Origin of the sequence: Actinoplanes sp. CA-030573 (genome assembly GCF_050951115.1) — a bacterium.
Taxonomy (GTDB): Bacteria; Actinomycetota; Actinomycetes; order Mycobacteriales; family Micromonosporaceae; genus Actinoplanes.
Map to the genome: position 1 here is coordinate 5,778,950 of NZ_CP192038.1, position 15,117 is coordinate 5,794,066.

At 72.7% G+C, this 15,117-nt stretch carries 14 protein-coding genes; 8 read left to right on the forward strand and 6 right to left on the reverse strand.

What is annotated here, in order from left to right; all coding sequences use genetic code 11:
* Positions 1-73 precede the first annotated feature (73 nt).
* From ACQP2F_RS26755 to ACQP2F_RS26765, 3 genes are all read left to right on the forward strand, one after another.
* Entirely contained in the window at positions 74-1,093 is a 1,020-nt protein-coding gene (locus tag ACQP2F_RS26755; protein WP_433291960.1) for a hypothetical protein, read from the forward strand.
* A gap of 48 nt (positions 1,094-1,141) precedes the next feature.
* Entirely contained in the window at positions 1,142-2,353 is a 1,212-nt protein-coding gene (locus ACQP2F_RS26760; RefSeq protein WP_433291962.1) for an MFS transporter, read from the forward strand.
* Positions 2,354-2,518: 165 nt separating this feature from the next.
* Positions 2,519-4,309 carry a carbohydrate-binding module family 20 domain-containing protein gene (locus tag ACQP2F_RS26765; RefSeq protein WP_433291964.1) on the forward strand — a complete coding sequence of 597 codons (1,791 nt, stop codon included), beginning with the start codon at positions 2,519-2,521 and terminating at the stop codon, positions 4,307-4,309.
* Between the two features lie 6 nt (positions 4,310-4,315).
* Here the strand turns inward: ACQP2F_RS26765 and ACQP2F_RS26770 are convergent, their stop codons facing one another.
* Positions 4,316-5,527, reverse strand: coding sequence for a serpin family protein (locus ACQP2F_RS26770; protein WP_433291966.1), 1,212 nt, complete (start codon positions 5,525-5,527; stop codon positions 4,316-4,318).
* A 48-nt stretch (positions 5,528-5,575) separates the two neighbouring features.
* Here ACQP2F_RS26770 and ACQP2F_RS26775 point away from each other — a divergent pair, with 48 nt between their 5' ends.
* The gene (locus tag ACQP2F_RS26775) at positions 5,576-6,001 is read left to right on the forward strand and encodes a VOC family protein (protein ID WP_433291968.1); all 426 of its coding nucleotides are present in this window, start codon (positions 5,576-5,578) and stop codon (positions 5,999-6,001) included.
* Between the two features lie 367 nt (positions 6,002-6,368).
* Here the strand turns inward: ACQP2F_RS26775 and ACQP2F_RS26780 are convergent, their stop codons facing one another.
* Entirely contained in the window at positions 6,369-6,857 is a 489-nt protein-coding gene (locus ACQP2F_RS26780; protein WP_433291970.1) for a hypothetical protein, read from the reverse strand.
* Positions 6,858-6,999: 142 nt separating this feature from the next.
* Here ACQP2F_RS26780 and ACQP2F_RS26785 point away from each other — a divergent pair, with 142 nt between their 5' ends.
* Complete coding sequence (locus tag ACQP2F_RS26785) at positions 7,000-8,094, forward strand: hypothetical protein (protein ID WP_433291972.1); 1,095 nt, start codon at positions 7,000-7,002, stop codon at positions 8,092-8,094.
* Positions 8,095-8,135: 41 nt separating this feature from the next.
* Positions 8,136-9,035, forward strand: coding sequence for an SMP-30/gluconolactonase/LRE family protein (locus tag ACQP2F_RS26790; RefSeq protein WP_433291974.1), 900 nt, complete (start codon positions 8,136-8,138; stop codon positions 9,033-9,035).
* Here ACQP2F_RS26790 and ACQP2F_RS26795 read toward each other — a convergent pair.
* The gene (locus tag ACQP2F_RS26795; protein WP_433291976.1) at positions 9,016-9,471 is read right to left on the reverse strand and encodes a hypothetical protein; all 456 of its coding nucleotides are present in this window, start codon (positions 9,469-9,471) and stop codon (positions 9,016-9,018) included. The two genes, ACQP2F_RS26790 and ACQP2F_RS26795, sit on opposite strands and share 20 nt — an antisense overlap.
* 100 nt (positions 9,472-9,571) lie before the next feature.
* Between ACQP2F_RS26795 and ACQP2F_RS26800 the strand changes: the two genes are divergently transcribed.
* On the forward strand, positions 9,572-11,461 hold the full coding sequence (locus tag ACQP2F_RS26800) for a Na+/H+ antiporter NhaA (protein ID WP_433291978.1): 1,890 nt from the start codon (positions 9,572-9,574) through the stop codon (positions 11,459-11,461).
* Positions 11,462-11,539: 78 nt separating this feature from the next.
* Here ACQP2F_RS26800 and ACQP2F_RS26805 read toward each other — a convergent pair whose 3' ends face one another.
* Both ACQP2F_RS26805 and ACQP2F_RS26810 read right to left on the reverse strand, forming a co-directional pair.
* Complete coding sequence (locus tag ACQP2F_RS26805) at positions 11,540-12,184, reverse strand: VOC family protein (protein WP_433291980.1); 645 nt, start codon at positions 12,182-12,184, stop codon at positions 11,540-11,542.
* A gap of 9 nt (positions 12,185-12,193) precedes the next feature.
* Complete coding sequence (locus ACQP2F_RS26810) at positions 12,194-12,817, reverse strand: DedA family protein (RefSeq protein WP_433291982.1); 624 nt, start codon at positions 12,815-12,817, stop codon at positions 12,194-12,196.
* A 174-nt stretch (positions 12,818-12,991) separates the two neighbouring features.
* Here ACQP2F_RS26810 and ACQP2F_RS26815 point away from each other — a divergent pair, with 174 nt between their 5' ends.
* Positions 12,992-13,576 (forward strand): DUF664 domain-containing protein, encoded by a 585-nt coding sequence (locus tag ACQP2F_RS26815; RefSeq protein WP_433291984.1) that lies wholly within the window; start codon positions 12,992-12,994, stop codon positions 13,574-13,576.
* 805 nt (positions 13,577-14,381) lie between these two features.
* Here ACQP2F_RS26815 and ACQP2F_RS26820 read toward each other — a convergent pair.
* Positions 14,382-15,107 carry a class I SAM-dependent methyltransferase gene (locus tag ACQP2F_RS26820; RefSeq protein ID WP_433291986.1) on the reverse strand — a complete coding sequence of 242 codons (726 nt, stop codon included), beginning with the start codon at positions 15,105-15,107 and terminating at the stop codon, positions 14,382-14,384.
* Positions 15,108-15,117: the final 10 nt, after the last annotated feature.

Consider the following 15,117-nt stretch of genomic DNA (forward strand, 5'->3'; position numbering starts at 1 on the left):
ACAAGGGACAGCGGCCGCCGCCGTGGGGTCCTAACGTGTCGGCCGACAGTCGTTGCGGAAGGGATCCTCAGCAATGCGGCGCCGTGCTCCTGTGTTCGCCCTGTTCTTCCTCAGCCCGCTGGTCGGCGAGTACTTCTCGGGAACCACGCTGCCGATCGTGCTGATCTTCCTGATCGTGCCGTTCGCTCTCTTCTACGGCAGCGGCGCCGTCCTCATCCGGGAGACGACCCGCCGCACCGGCCGCGGCTGGCCGGCGATCATCACGCTCGGCCTGGCGTTCGGCGTCCTCGAGGAGGGCGTGCTGACCCAGTCGCTGTTCAACCCGAACTATCTCGCGCAGGACCTGCACCTGCTCGACCCCGGCTACATCGAAGCCCTCGGCATCGGTCTGCTGTGGACCGTCTTCGTGCTGGGCGGCCACATGCTGTGGAGCATCGCCGCCCCGATCGAGATCGTCGAGGAGTCGGCCCGCGACCGCCGCACCACTCCCTGGCTCGGCCGCACCGGCCTGGTCGTGGTCACGGTCCTGTTCCTGCTCGGCTGCGTGATGGAGTTCGCCGTCACCAAGGCCGAGGACGCCGACGCCCCGTTCTCGGCCTCACCGGCCCAGATCGGCGTCAGCGCCGCTATCGCCGCGCTGCTGGTGCTGGTCGCGTTCCTCCTTCCGCACGGCGACCGCCGGCCGGCACCGGGCCGGGCGCCGTCCCCGTGGCTCGTCCTCGCCGCCACGGTCATCGCCGGGATCGGCTGGGGCCTGCTCGCCGGCGCCTCGTCGCTCCCGTCGTGGCAGGCGTCGATCGCCATCGCGCTGGTGTGCCTGATCGTCCTGGCCGTCCTCGTCGCCCGCTGGTCCCGCCGCGACGGCTGGGGCCCCCGGCACCGCTTCGCCGTGGCCGCCGGCGCGCTGGCCACCTCGGGCTGGCACGCCTTTGCCATGGACTACTCGAAGCCGCCCGTCCTCGACGCCGTGAGCCGCACCATCTACCTGCTGGCCGCCGCCGCGATCCTGTGGGTGGCCGCCCGCAAGATCCGCCAGGAGGACCCGGTCACGGCCGGCGCCCAGCCGCAGGACGCCGGCAGCGCCACCGCCTGACCCGGTCGGGGGCTTTATCGTGGGCGTCCCGCGGGTAGCCCGCCCCGCATGGGTCGCGCACGCGGCGGGCTTGCCGGCCTGCTCACGGCCACGGCCATCTCCCAGGTCGGCAACGTGGTGGCGCTCGTCGCGCTGCCCTGGTTCGTCCTGGAGACCACCGGCAGCGCCGCGCGCACCGGCCTCACCGCCTTCGCCACGACCGTCCCGCTCGCCGCCGGAGCCATCGGCGCCGGGCCGCTCGTGGACCGGCTCGGCCCCCGGCGCACCGCCGTTCTGGCCGACCTCGGCGCGGCGTGCGCCATCGGCGCCATCCCCCTCGCCCACGCCGCCGGCCGGCTCCACTTCGGCCTGCTGCTCGCGCTGGCCTTCGCCGCCGGCGCCTTCGAAGCCCCGGGCCGGACCGCCCGCCGATCGCTGCTGCCCGCGCTCGCGGTGCAGAGCGGCACGTCCCTCGAGCGCGCCAACGCGGTGGCCACCGTCACCGAGCACCTCGGCTATCTGATCGGCGCGCCGCTCGCCGGGGTGCTGATCGGCGTCGTCGGAGCGGCCGGCTCGCTGTGGCTGGACGCCGGCTCGTACGCGGTCTCGGCCCTGATCACGATCACGACGGTCGCCGTGGCGGGGGCGCGCGCCGGCCGGCCGCCGGTGCTGGCCGGACTGCGGTTCGTGCGCTCGAGCCCGATCATCCGGACCTTCTTCGTCATCTGGACGGCGGGCGCCTTCCTCGTCACGCCGCTGTCCGCGGTCCTGCTGCCGGTCTACGCGCGCGAGCGGTTCGGCGGCGCCGCGGCCCTGGCCGCCATGGTGACCGCGCTCGGCGCCGGCGGCCTCATCGGCGCGCTGGCCTTCTCGGTGGCGGCCCGGCGGCTGCCCCGGCGTCCCGCCTTCCTGACCATGTGGATCGTCTATCCCCTGCTGACCTGCCTGTTGATCGGCCTGCCGCCGATCGTGCCGGCCCTGCTGGTGCTGGCCGCGATCGGCGTCGTCACCGGCGGCTACGACCCGCTCGAGGTGACCATCCACCAGGAGAACACCCCGGAGGAGCTGCGCCCTCAGGTCTTCGCGGTGCTGCTGGCGGCCGAGATGACCGCGGTGCCCTTGGCGATGCTGACCTACGGCCTGCTGATCGACGTGGCCGGCCTGCGCGCGGCGACGGCGTTGTACGCGGCGGGCAACGTCCTGCTCGGCGCGTACGCGATCACCGCACGACCGGCCCGGCGCCTGGACCGTCCGCGGACATCGACCTCCTTCACCGCATGACTTTGCAACATTCATGGAAGCTCTTCCAATCGATGCAAGTCATTGCTAGCGTCTCGACCAAATGTGAACGCGGCATTTCGTCCGTGTAACCGGCATTGCCCCGCATCCGTCCGCGAGCGCAACGCCCCAGGTCGCGCAATCCCGCTCCCGGAAAGGTAGGGGCCGATGGGCCTTATCTCCGCCAAGACACGCCGCTGGGCGATACCCGGCGTCCTCATCCTGCTCACCGCGCTGATCACGGTGGCGATCGGCCGGCCGCGCCAGGCCGACGCCAAGGCCGACGCGAACCCGGGGGCGCGCGACGTCGTCGTGCACCTCTTCGAGTGGCCGTGGGCGTCGGTCGCCTCCGAGTGCACCACCGTGCTCGGGCCCAAGGGCTTCGGCGGCGTTCAGGTCTCGCCGCCGCAGGAGCACGTGGTGCTGCCCGGCTCCGGCTACCCGTGGTGGCAGGACTACCAGCCGGTCAGCTACCAGCTGGTCTCCCGCCGCGGCGACCGGACGGCGTTCGCGAACATGGTGAAGACCTGCCACGCCGCGGGCGTGAAGATCTACGTCGACGCGGTCATCAACCACATGGCCGGCGGCGCGTCCACCGGCACCGGCAGCGCGGGCTCGACCTACAGCCACTACTCGTACCCGGCCGTCGCTTACGGCACCAACGACTTCCACCACTGCGGGCGCAACGGCAACGACGACATCGTCAACTGGACCGACCGCTGGGAGGTGCAGAACTGCGAGCTGGTCGATCTCTCCGATCTGGCGACCGAGTCCTCCTACGTACGCGGAAAGATCGCCGGCTACCTCAACGACCTGATCTCGCTCGGGGTCGACGGGTTCCGGGTCGACGCCGCCAAGCACATCCCGGTGGCCGATCTGCAGGCCATCTACGGGCAGCTCAGCGGTTCGCCGTACATCTTCCAGGAGACGATCGAGGGCGGCGCCGGCGAGATCAGCCCGGCCGAGTACACCGGCGTCGGCGACGTCACCGAGTTCCGCTACGGCGACGTGGTCGGCAACGCCTTCCGCAACGCGAGCCTCTCCGGGTTGCAGAACCTGCCCGGCCAGATGCTGGTCGGCAGCGGGGACGCGGTCGCGTTCATCGACAACCACGACACCCAGCGCAACGGCCGGGCCAAGTTGACGTACAAGGACGGCAGCACCTACGGCCTGGCCGAGGCGTTCATGCTGGCCTATCCCTACGGAACGCCGTCGGTCATGTCGAGCTTCACGTTCAGCAACGCCGACGCCGGGCCGCCGGCCTCGTCGAACGGCACGACGACGGCGGTCAACTGCTCCTCCGGCTGGGCCTGCGAGCACCGGTGGCGGACCACCGCGAACATGGTCGGGTTCCACAACGCCGCGTACGGGACGGGGCTGACCAACTGGTGGTCGAACGGCGGGAGCCAGATCGCCTTCGGGCGCGGCTCCTCCGCGTACGCCGTCTTCAACCGAGATGGTGGCACGCTGAGCCGGACCTTCTCGACCAGCTTGCCCGCCGGAACCTACTGCGATGTCGCGAACGGCGACTATTCCGGCGGCGCCTGCACCGGCGCGACCTACACGGTGAGCTCGTCGGGCACGTTCACCGCGTCGGTGCCGGCGAACTCGATGCTGGCCCTGCACGTCAACGCGCGCACCACCGGAACCTCCTCACCGGGCTCGTGCACGTCGGTCAGCGTGAGCTTCGCGGTGAACGCGACCACGGTCTGGGGCGAGAACATCTTCGTCCTGGGCAACACGGCGGCGCTGAGCAACTGGAACACCAGCGGCGGGGTGGCGCTCTCGTCGGCCTCCTACCCGGTCTGGACCGGCACCGTGGCGCTGCCGAAGAACACCACGATCGAGTACAAGTACGTCAAGAAGAACGGGTCGGCGGTGACCTGGGAGTCGGGCTCGAACCGGACCTTGACCACCGGCTCCGCCTGCACCCAGTCGGTGAGTGACACCTGGCACTGAGACGGCTCACGACCGCGGATCGGCGACGGCCCCCAGGAAGAGGATCGCGCCGGTCCGCCGGTCGGAGACGGTGAACGCGAACGGCCGGTCGACCACGAACGACGCGCCACCGACCCGGGCCGACATGGCCATCGCCCCGCCGGTGACCGCGGCCGCCTCGGTGCCCTTCTCGTCGACCCGGATGTACGTCTTGTGCACCACCGCGGTCAGCGCCGGGTCGGCCGCCGACAGGCCGGTGAACCCGGTGGTCGGCAGCCCCATCCGCCGCAGCGGGCCGAGCAGCGGCGACGACCAGCGCAGCTCGAAGCGGGGCAGCGCGAGCTCGCTGATCTCCTGGTCGCTCAGGGCGCCGGCCGCGGCTCGCCACTCGGCGGCGTCCAGGCGCTTCAGCAGCCCGGGCAGCGAGGTGCCCGGGTCGGGCAGGAGGATCTCCATCCCGTACCGGCCCTGCTCGCCGTAGGGAAGCCGCAGCATGCGGTAGCCGTCGAGCTCGGCGTAACCGAACGTGGCCTCGCTCATGTGCATGATCGGCACGGTCACGCTGCCGCCCGGCGTCCGGAACGGGCCGGGCCGGGTGAAGCCCTGGTCGAACTGCGTCCGCCACTTCCCGAGGAAGTAGACCGCGTTGAGCAGCACGAGAGCCATCTGCGGATCGGGCAGCCCCAGGTCACCGGCGATGCGGTCGATGCGCTTGCCGGTGTTCTTCGAGGCCCACTCGTCGATCTTCCGGGCCGTCGCCGCGTCGCCGAGGTCGGCCTTCTCCACGGTGGCGCCGAACGTCCTGCGCACGAAGTCCCGGTAGTCGTCCCGCAGCGGCACGCCGGTCCAGAGTCCGTCGGCCACCGACAGCTTGACGTCATCGGTGTCGGCCAGCGCCCGCAGGAGCCCGCCGACGCGCACGTCCCGGCGCTGCTCGAGGTGCAGCACCCGGGCCATCCGGGTGGCCGTGTCCCCGTCGGCGCCGGCCAGCACCATCGCCAGCAGCACCGAGACCGACAGCGGGGACGTGACCGTGTTGCGGTCCCCGGTCGCCACCTGGCGGAACAGATCGAACCCGAACTCGTCGACCGCCCCCGCCACGGCTTGCGCATCACCCGGCCCGAGGTCGGAGACGAGCTCGGCGTCGATCCGCCCCGCGTCGCCGGGCACGGCCTTTCCGCAGGCGGCCAGCATCAGGGCACCGATCAAGACCAGGACAAGGCTCTTCGGCGTACGCACCTAGCTTGGACTCCTGTTTCTCGCGTCCGGTTCCGCCATCATGAGGTCATGACCAGTGCCGTTCCTCCCGGCGAGGCCGGGCCAGTGATCTCGGTGATGCTCATCGTCCCCGACGCCGAGGCCGCCATCGCGTGGTACAAGAACGCCCTGGGCGCGGCCGAGCTGTGGAACCTGCACGGCGTGGCCGGCCTCGAGATCGCCGGCGCGCCCTTCTTCCTGCACGAGTCCAGCCCGCACAAGCCGGCCGAGGCCGCCCCCGGCGCCGCGGGCGTGCGCAGCGCCCGCGTCGAGGTCTTCACCGACGACCCCGGCCGCCTCATCGAACGCGCCGCCACCGCCGGCGCCACCGACGTGTCCGACGTCGAGGACCACCAGGTCCCGTGGGGGACGCACCGCCAGGGCGGCTTCACCGATCCGTTCGGTCACCGCTGGTCAGTCGGCGACCGGTCGCCGCTGGGCCGGCTCCACACCTGACCGGCTCCACACCCGACCGGCTCCACACCCGACCGGCTCCCCGCCCGACCGGCTCCCCGCCCGACCGGCTCCGCGCCCGACCGGCCAGGCCCGCCGGCGACTTTGCTCTGCTCACCCCTACGCGCCGAAACCGAACGGCGGCTCGCTTTCGCGCGCCGGCCGATATCGTGGCGGCCGCGCCGAAGCTGACCGACTTACTGCTGTCGATCCTTCTTCTGACCGTCCGGGCTCTCTCGTGGCAGCTCGGCACCCGCCGGTTCCGGCCGTGGTTCGCGCTGCTGGCGCCGGCGGTCTGTGGGCTCGGCATGGTCGCCGGGCTCGCCCGGGCCGAGGCGCGCCTGGGCATGGCGGCTGGGACGCCGGGGCCTCAAATTACCGGCCTGACCATCAGGCCGTCCCGCAGCGTGGTCCTGCGGGCGATCGGGCTCCGCCCGCGTCGGCCGAAGCCCCGCGCGGCCGGTTGGTTGCCGGCGACGCGGGCGGGCCGGGCCTCGTCGCCGGGTGTCCGGTTCACCGTACGGCGAAGGCTCGGATGGCGGCTCTCCCACGCCTCGCGCACCGGGGACGGCAGGTGCAGGTCGCGCCACACCCGGCGCAGCGCCGCCGGGTTGATCAGGTCCGCGACCTCGCCGCAGCCGGCCGCCTCGCACAGCACCCGTTCGTAGGCGTGCCGCAGCTGGGTGGGGTCCTCGAGGTCGTAGCGGCGGCGGCCGGCGTGCCCGCAGGCCATGTGGTGCGGCACCTCGAGGACGCCCAGGCTGTTGCCGTGCAGGTCGTCGATCCGGTCAGGGACGGCGGGAGCCCGATGTGCGGCGCGGCGGTTCCGGCGGCCGTCACGGGTGGCGACGTAGGACATGCCCCCCAGGTTAGGACGACCGGAGGCCGCCGTTTCCGGTCTCGCCGCCACCCGTGACGAGGGTTTGCCGGTGTGCTCGATGGGCAGCGAGTTTCAGTCGCGCTTCAGTGCCGCGTCAGCCGCGCCGCTCAGCCTGGACGGCATGGCCAAAGTATTCGAGCTGCCCGCGTTCGGCGCCGTCGTGGCGCTGGCGGCCGGCAGCGCGCTCGCCGCCGCCGGTACCTGGAGCCCGGTGCCGGTTCCGAACGCCGGCGTTCGGTTCACCAGCCTTCAGGCGGTCGACGGCCGGACCGACACCGACGCGTGGGCGGTCGGCTACGTCCAGCCGCCCACCGCCGCGCCGACGTACCCGATCTCGCTGCACTGGAACGGCACGGCCTGGACCGACGTGCCGGTGCCGCCGCAGGGCATCGGTACCACGCTGTGGGGCGTCAGCGGCAGCGCGGCCGGCGACGCGTGGGCGGTCGGCTCGGTGAGCACCCACCCGCCGGGCTATCACATCGTCGTCTCGCCGATCGCGATGCACTGGACCGGCGGCGCGTGGAATCCGGTGTCCGTACCCGGCAGCGGCACCCTGGTGGGGGTCGCCGACGTGGGGCCGGCCGACGCGTGGGCGGTCGGCGACACCGTCAAGCACTGGGACGGCACCGCCTGGGCCGGCGTCAGCACACCGAACCCGGGAGGTGCGGGATCGTTCACGGCCGTCGCGGCCCGTTCGGCCGACGACGTCTGGGCGGTCGGCAACTACTCTCCGCGTCGCCATGTCACCGCGGCCTTCGCGATCCATTTCGACGGTACGGCGTGGTCGCTCGTGCCGATGCCGGCCGGCCTCCAGGTGTGGTCGGTGACCTCGGTCAGCCCCGCCGATGCGTGGGCGGTCGGGCAGCTCGACCCGGCCACCGTCCAGGACACGGTCCAGCCCGCCATGGTGCACTGGAACGGCACCGCCTGGTCGGTCGTGGCCGGCCCGCCGATTCCGGGCAACGGTGGATACCTGCGCGCGGTGAGCGCCCGGGCCACCGGCGACGTCTGGGCGGTCGGACCGCAGTTGCTGGCCGACACCCCGTACGTCGCCCCGCTCACCGAGCACTGGGACGGCCGGCAGTGGACGCGGCCGGACGCACCGGCCACCGGCGTGCCGAGCCTGTGGGCGGTCTCGGCGCGGCCCGGCACCACCCACACCTGGGCCGCCGGCAACCAGACCGGGGGCGTGCCGCTGATTCTGGAGCGGCACTGAGGAAAGTTGATTTTCCGCCGGGCGGCGGTGGATAGTCGGGCATGGCCATGCGCGTGATCAAGGTGCCGGGGTACGGGGCCGAGGATGTCCTGGTCGGGCCGGGTGGCGAGATCTACACCGGCACGGAGGACGGCATTGTCCACCGGATCGACCCCGGCACCGGCGCGGTCAAAGCCGTCGCCGACACCGGTGGGCGGCCGCTCGGTATCGAGCTGCTGCCCGACGGCCGGCTGCTGGTCTGCGACGCCCGCCGTGGCCTGCTCGCCGTCGACCCGGCCGGCGGGGCGATCGAGCAGCTCGCCGGCGACATGATGTTCTGCAACAACGCGGCCGTGGCCGGCGACGGCACGATCTACTTCTCCGACTCCTCGACCGTGCATCCGATCGCCGAGTGGCGGGCCGAGGTCGTCGAGGTCACCCGCACCGGGCGGCTGCTCCGCCGCGACCCCGGCGGCAAGGTCGAGGTTCTGCAGGACGGCCTGGCCTTCGCGAACGGCGTCGCGCTCGCCGACGAGTTCGTCGCGGTCGCCGAGACGGCCACCCGCACGGTCGTGCGGCATTGGCTGTCGGACGGGCGGCGGGACTTCCTGGTCACCGATCTTCCGGGCTACCCGGACAACATCTCCCGCGGCAGTGACGGGCTGATCTGGGTGACGATCGCCAGCCCGCGGGACCCGCTGGTCGAGCGCATCCAGCGGGGGCCGCTCTGGGTGCGCCGGGCGGTGACCCGCATTCCGCAGGGCCTGCAGCCGGCGCCGAAGCGGACCGTGCGGGTGCAGGCCTACGCGGCCGACGGCACCCTCGTGCACGACCTCGGCGCGGAGGCGGCCGGCTTCCACATGGTCACCGGCGTGCGGGAGCACGACGGCGACGTCTGGCTCGGCAGCCTGCACGAGCCGGCCGTCGCGGTGCTGCCGAAGGCTACGAGCAGTGGTGGTTGATCGGCGACAGCCACTGCTTGAGCGTCGGCCCGAGCAGCGTGCTCGCGTCCTGCGGCGTCTTGATCGCGGCGAAGACGGCGGGGTCGGAAGCCTTGGCCTTCAGCGCGTCGGCGGTCGCCTTGCCGTCGGCGACGATCCGCGGGTCGGCGCTCTTCTCGGTGGCGGTGCGGATCGAGGTCGCGAAGTCGCCGAGCCGCTGCTGGGCGGCCTTGCGGTCGGCGGCGGTGCCGGCCGGCGTGAGCTTGGTGACCGCCTCGGCGAACGGACCGATGTTCTTCGTGTACGCCGCACCGACCGCCTCGCAGGCGGTCTTGGTGTCCGCGGCGACGGACGCCAGGCTGCCGGCGACCGCGGGCTGGCCGTCGAGCCCGGTGCGGTCCGTGCCGCAGGCCGCCAGCGGCAGAACGAACAGCAGAGCCAGCACACCGCGACGCATCGAGGACCTCCAATAGTGGGAGCGCTCCCAGACTATACGGCACGGCGGACGCGCGTCACAGACCGTGGATCGAAGGGGCGCGGCATGCTTGGGTGATCCCGTGAGCGAACAGCAGGCCACCGCCGAGATGAGCGGCAGCACCGCCTGGACCAACCGGGTGGTCACCGTCCGCCGGATCCTGCGCACCGAGGCCGGCAGCGCCGGGGTGCTCGTCCTCGCCATCGTCGTGGCGCTGATCTGGGCCAACGTGGCCGACGGGTCCTACGAGGACTTCTGGCACACCGAGCTCTCGATCGACCTCGGCTCGATGGGCATCTCGCTGACCCTGCGGGAATGGGTCAACAGCGGCCTGATGACGCTGTTCTTCCTGGTGGTCGGGCTGGAGGCGCGACGCGAGTTCGACCTCGGCGACCTGCGCGACCGGCGCCGGTTCATCCTGCCGGCCGCGGCCGGGCTGGTCGGCATGCTCATCCCGATCGCCATCTTCCTGGCGATCAACCACGGCGGGCCGGGCAGCGGCGGCTGGGGCGTGGCGATGTCCACCGACACCGCGCTCGCGCTCGGCCTGCTCGCGCTGGTCGGTCGCCGGGTGCCGGAACAGGCGCGGCTGTTCCTGGTCACAGTCTCGGTGGTGGACGACCTGGTGGCGCTGCTGATCATCGCGTTCGCCTACACCGAGAAGATCGAGGTGATGCCGCTGGTCATCGCGATCGTGCTCTACCTCGGCACCTTCGTGCTGGTGCGGCTCAAGGTCCGCAGCGGGTACGCCTACGTGCCGCTCGGCGTGGCCATCTGGGGCGCGATGCTGGCCAGCGGGGTCGACCCGGTCGTCTCCGGTCTCGCCCTCGGGCTGGCGGCCGCCGCGTACACCCCGGCCCGCGGCGACCTCGAGCAGGCGAGCGACCTGTTCCGGTCGTTCCGCGAGCAGCCGACGCCGGAGCTGGCCCGGTTCGCGAGCCTCGGCGTGACCCGGTCGTTCTCCTGGAACGACCGCCTCCAGCGCACCTACCAGGGCGCGAGCAGCTACCTGATCGTGCCGCTGTTCGGCCTGGCCAACGCCGGCATCGCCATCGACGCGCACTTCCTGCGCCGGGCGGTCACCTCACCGATCACGATCGGCGTCTTCGTCGCGTACGTGTTCGGCAAGCCGATCGCCATCACCGGCACCTCGGCCCTGGTGACCTGGCTGTCCCGGGGTCGGGTCCGGCCCGGCGTGGGCTGGGCGTCGGTCCTGGGCACCGGCACGATCGCCGGCATCGGCTTCACCGTCTCGTTCCTGATCGCGGCGCTCGCCTTCGAGGGCCCGGCGCTGGCCGAGGCGAAGCTGGGCGTGCTGACCGCCGCCGTCGCCGCCTCGGTGCTCACCTGGGCCGAGTTCCGGATCACGTTCCTGCTGCCCAAGCCGAAGCGGGCGGTCGCCCTGCTGGGCGAGTCCGAGCAGCTGGTCGACCTGATCCCGGAGGTCGACGACGAGCGCGATCACATCCGTGGGCCGGCCGGGGCGTCGGTCACCGTCGTCGAGTACGGCGACTTCCAATGCCCGTACTGCGGTCAGGCCGAGCCGGTGGTGCGCGAGCTGTTCGCCGACGTCGACCTGCGCTTCGTCTGGCGGAATCTGCCGCTCACCGACGTGCACCCGCAGGCGCAACTGGCGGCCGAGGCGGCCGAGGCGGCCGGGCTTCAGGGCAAATTCTGGGAGATGCACGATCTGTTGCTTGCGCATCAGGACCACTTGCGCATCACCGACCTGCTCACGTACGCGCGGCAGATCGCCCTCGACGAGGAGAAGTTCCACGACGACATGATGCGGCGCGCGACCGCCGACCGGATCGCCGCCGACCTCGAGTCCGCCGACCTCAGCGGCGTCTCCGGCACTCCCACGTTCTTCATCAACGGCCAGCGCCACTACGGCGCCTACGACGTGCACACGCTCAAGGAGGCGATCCGCCTGGCCCGCGTCCGGGCCCGCATCGCCGAGCGCCGCCGCTGACCCGGGCGGCTCGGTCCCCGCCCGCCGCGCGGCTCGATCCCTGCCCGCCGGGCGGCTCCATCCCCACCGCCGGGCGGCTCAGTCGCGGCCCTGCCAGGTGGTCAGGCAGACCTCATTGCCCTCGGGGTCGGCCAGCACCCACCAGGCGGGCACGTGCTCGTCGGAGACGATGCGGCCGCCGGCGGCCAGCGCGGCCTCGAGCCGGCCCGGCGCCTCGTCGTGCGGGACCGAGATGTCGAGGTGCAGCCGGTTGCGCTGCGGGCGGGGCGCGTCCATCTGCTGGAACCACACCACCGGGGTCGTGCCGTTCGGGTCGACGAGCAGGTCGCCGGGGCCGTCGGCGTAGGCCAGCACGGCCCGCCAGAACGGGCGGACGGCGGCGATGTCGAGCGCGTCGACGGCGATCTCCAGCTGCTGGACCGACTCGGGCCGGCCGGGCGGCACGGCGGCGGCGATCCGGTGAGCCAGCTCGACGGTGCCGGTGGTCACGCCGCCGCCGGCCCGCGAGCGCAGGGTCAGCACCACGCGGCCCGGTCGCAGCTCGGCGCGCAGCTGGTCGTCCGCGTCCGGGCCGCAGGCCGCCACGGCCCGCGCGGCGATCCCGGCCGCCTCCGCCATCGACCCGGCCGGGATCGACGTGCGCAGGGCGCCGAGCACGAAGCGCCATCCCCGGTCGCCGACGGCCTCCGATGCCGCCCGGCGGGTCAGCGGCTGATGATCCATGGGCGGAGCCTAATCGGCGGCCATCTCCCGCTCGCGCCGGTGACGGCGGCGACGTCTCCACACGTACGCGATGGTCAGCAGCACCGCGATGCCGGCGGCGACCGTCAGATAGCGTCCGGCCGTGGCCGTGATCTGGTCGAGGTGATCGCCGGCGAAGTAGCCGGCCGTGGCCCAGCAACCCACCCAGAGCAGGGCGCCGAGGACGTTCCAGAGCACGAACGTCGGGAACCGCATGCCGGTCAGGCCGGCCACCACGCCGTTGAACTGGCGCAGGCCCTCGACGAAACGGGCGACCACGACGATCTTCGGCCCGTGGCGGCCCATGAAGCCCTCGACCTTGCCGAGCCGGACCGGGGTCAGCCGCACGTACCGGCCGAAGCGCCGCACCAGCGGTCGCCCGCCGCGCCGGCCGATCCAGTAGCCGAGGCAGTCACCGACCACGGCGGCCAGGAACGCGATGACCGCGACGGCGAAGATGTTCAGGTGACCGCGGCCGGCGTACGCGGCCCCGGCGATGATCGCGGTCTCGCCCGGCGCCGGGATGCCGAAGCTCTCGATGAAGACGATGAGCGCGATGCCGAAATACCCGAACCGATCGACCGCGCCGAGCAGTGGCGTCGCCAGCTGGAGCATCGGCCACCTCCCCGTCGCCCGCTCTGCTTACACGTTAGGACCGCGCGGTCCCCGAAGCCACGCATAAGGGACGGGCGTCACTGCGGCTTTCCGGCCCGGCGAAAATGTCGGTGGGCCGGTCTAGGGTGACCCGCATGACTCTAGGGTGGCCCGCATGACTCTAGGGTGGCCCGCATGACCGACGACTTCCCGTGGGAACCGCCGCTGGCCGGCACCGAGGCCGAGCAACTGGTGGGTGCGCTCGACCGGTTGCGCACGACGTTCCGCTTCAAGGCCGACGGTCTCGAGGCGGCCGGCCTCCGCGCGCGGCTGGGTATGTCCACCTTGACCCTCGGCGGCCTGCTCAAGCACCTGGCGCTCATCGAGGACTACTACTCGACCACGAAACTGCACGGCGAGCCGCTGGGCCCCGAGTGGGCCGCGATGCCGCGCGACGATGACGACTGGGAGTTCACGTCGGCGGCCGCCGATCCGCCGGCCGCGCTCTACGACCTCTACGACGGCGCCGTCGAGCGGTCCCGCGCCCGGCTGTCGTCGGCGATCGCCGACGGCGGCGTCGGCCGGCCGATCCACGCCGGCTCCGCCGACGGCCACCACGCCACCCTGCGGCGTTTGCTGTGCGACCTGCTCGAGGAGTACGGCCGCCACACCGGCCACGCCGACCTGCTGCGCGAGGCGGTCGACGGCCGCACCGGCGAGGACCCCCCGGCCGGCTGGCGCCCGGCCTCCGGCAGCTACCGCATCCCGGGCGCGAGCTGACCGCCCTCGCGTGCGGCCGCCCGGCGAAGCACCGCTACCGGTCCGCCCACGACCGAGCGGCCGCATGACGGCGCCTCGGAAACGCCGGCCACCCGGCCTGCCCGACGACCGAACGGCTGCATGACGGCGCGCCCGGAAACGCCGGCCACCGGCCTGCCCCACCACCGAACGGCTGCATGACGGCGCGCCCGGAAACGCCGGCCACCGGCCTGCCCCACCACCGAACGGCTGCATGACGGCGCACCCGGAAACGCCGGCCACCGGCCTGCCCCACCACCGAACGGCTGCATGACGGCGCGCCCGGAAACGCCGGCCACCGGCCTGCCCCACCACCGAACGGCTGTATCACGGCCGCCCGCGCAGCGCCGGCAATCGGCTGCCCTCGACCGAGGGTGGGTTGTGAGGCTGGCCGCGGCCTTCTTACCGACGCCGAGCTTGTGGCCGGGGTCGGGCGGGCCGAGTTGCTTCGCAGCTCGTAGCCGGGGTCGGGCGGTCGAGGCGCCGGTAGCTCGTGGCGCGGGTCGGGCGGGTCGAGGTGCCGGTAGCTCGTGGCGCGGGTCCGGCGGGTCGAGGTGCCGGTAGCTCATGGCGCGGGTCGAGGCAGGTCGAGTTGCCAGCGTTCGAGGCCCGCGTGGAGGCCGGCGTGGCGGGAGGCGCACCGGGACTGCATTCCGCGTGGCGCTGCGGCCGATCGCGGCGCCGCGCTGTGGATGGCGAGCCGATCTTGTCACACCCCGGCCGTAATCTGCACCCCACCCAGTGACCGGGTGGGGTGCGGCTCCGGCTCCGGCTCCGGCTCCGGCTCTCAGCGACTCGCGCCGGAGAGGACCATCGCGTGGCCCAGGACCTTCGGGTGGCGCAACGGGTAGGGCAGCGGCATCAGGTCGGCCAACGGGCGCGGCTCGGCGCCGGCTACCTCGCGGATCCGGGCCGGATCGGGGTAGAACCTCTTGTCGCCGAAGAGATCTACGAAGACGAAGCTGCCGCCCGGCCGCACGACGCGCAGCGCCTCGGCCACTCCGTCCACTTTGTCGGATATCTGGGTCATCTCGTGGAAAGTCAGGCAGCTCACGACCGCGTCGAAGGTGTGGTCGCCGAAGGCGAGCGCCGCGCCGTTCTGCTGATCGAACGCGACTCGATCGCCGACGCCCGCCAAGCGCGCGTTCCGGACGCACTGGTCCTGGGAGTACGCCCAGTCGCCGGCCCACGAGTCGACGCCGGTCACCGTGGCCGTCGGCCGGGCCTGCGCGACCGCCACGGTCAGGCCGCCGCTGCCGCAGCCGATGTCCAGGACCCGGCCGCCCGGCGGCACCGTCGCCGAGTGGGCGATCAGCGAGTGGATCTTGTGCTGGTAGGCGCCCCCGCGCGGGCTCAGCCGGTAGACGGTCAGGGCGAGGATCAGCGTGATGTAGCCGAAGAGGACGAGCGGCGCGAGGAAGAGCAGGAACCACGGCGACACCGCGGCGAGCACGACGCCGGCCAGGCAGAGGACGGTCACCGCGGCGAACGCGCGCAGCCGGGCGGGCCGCACCCACGTACGG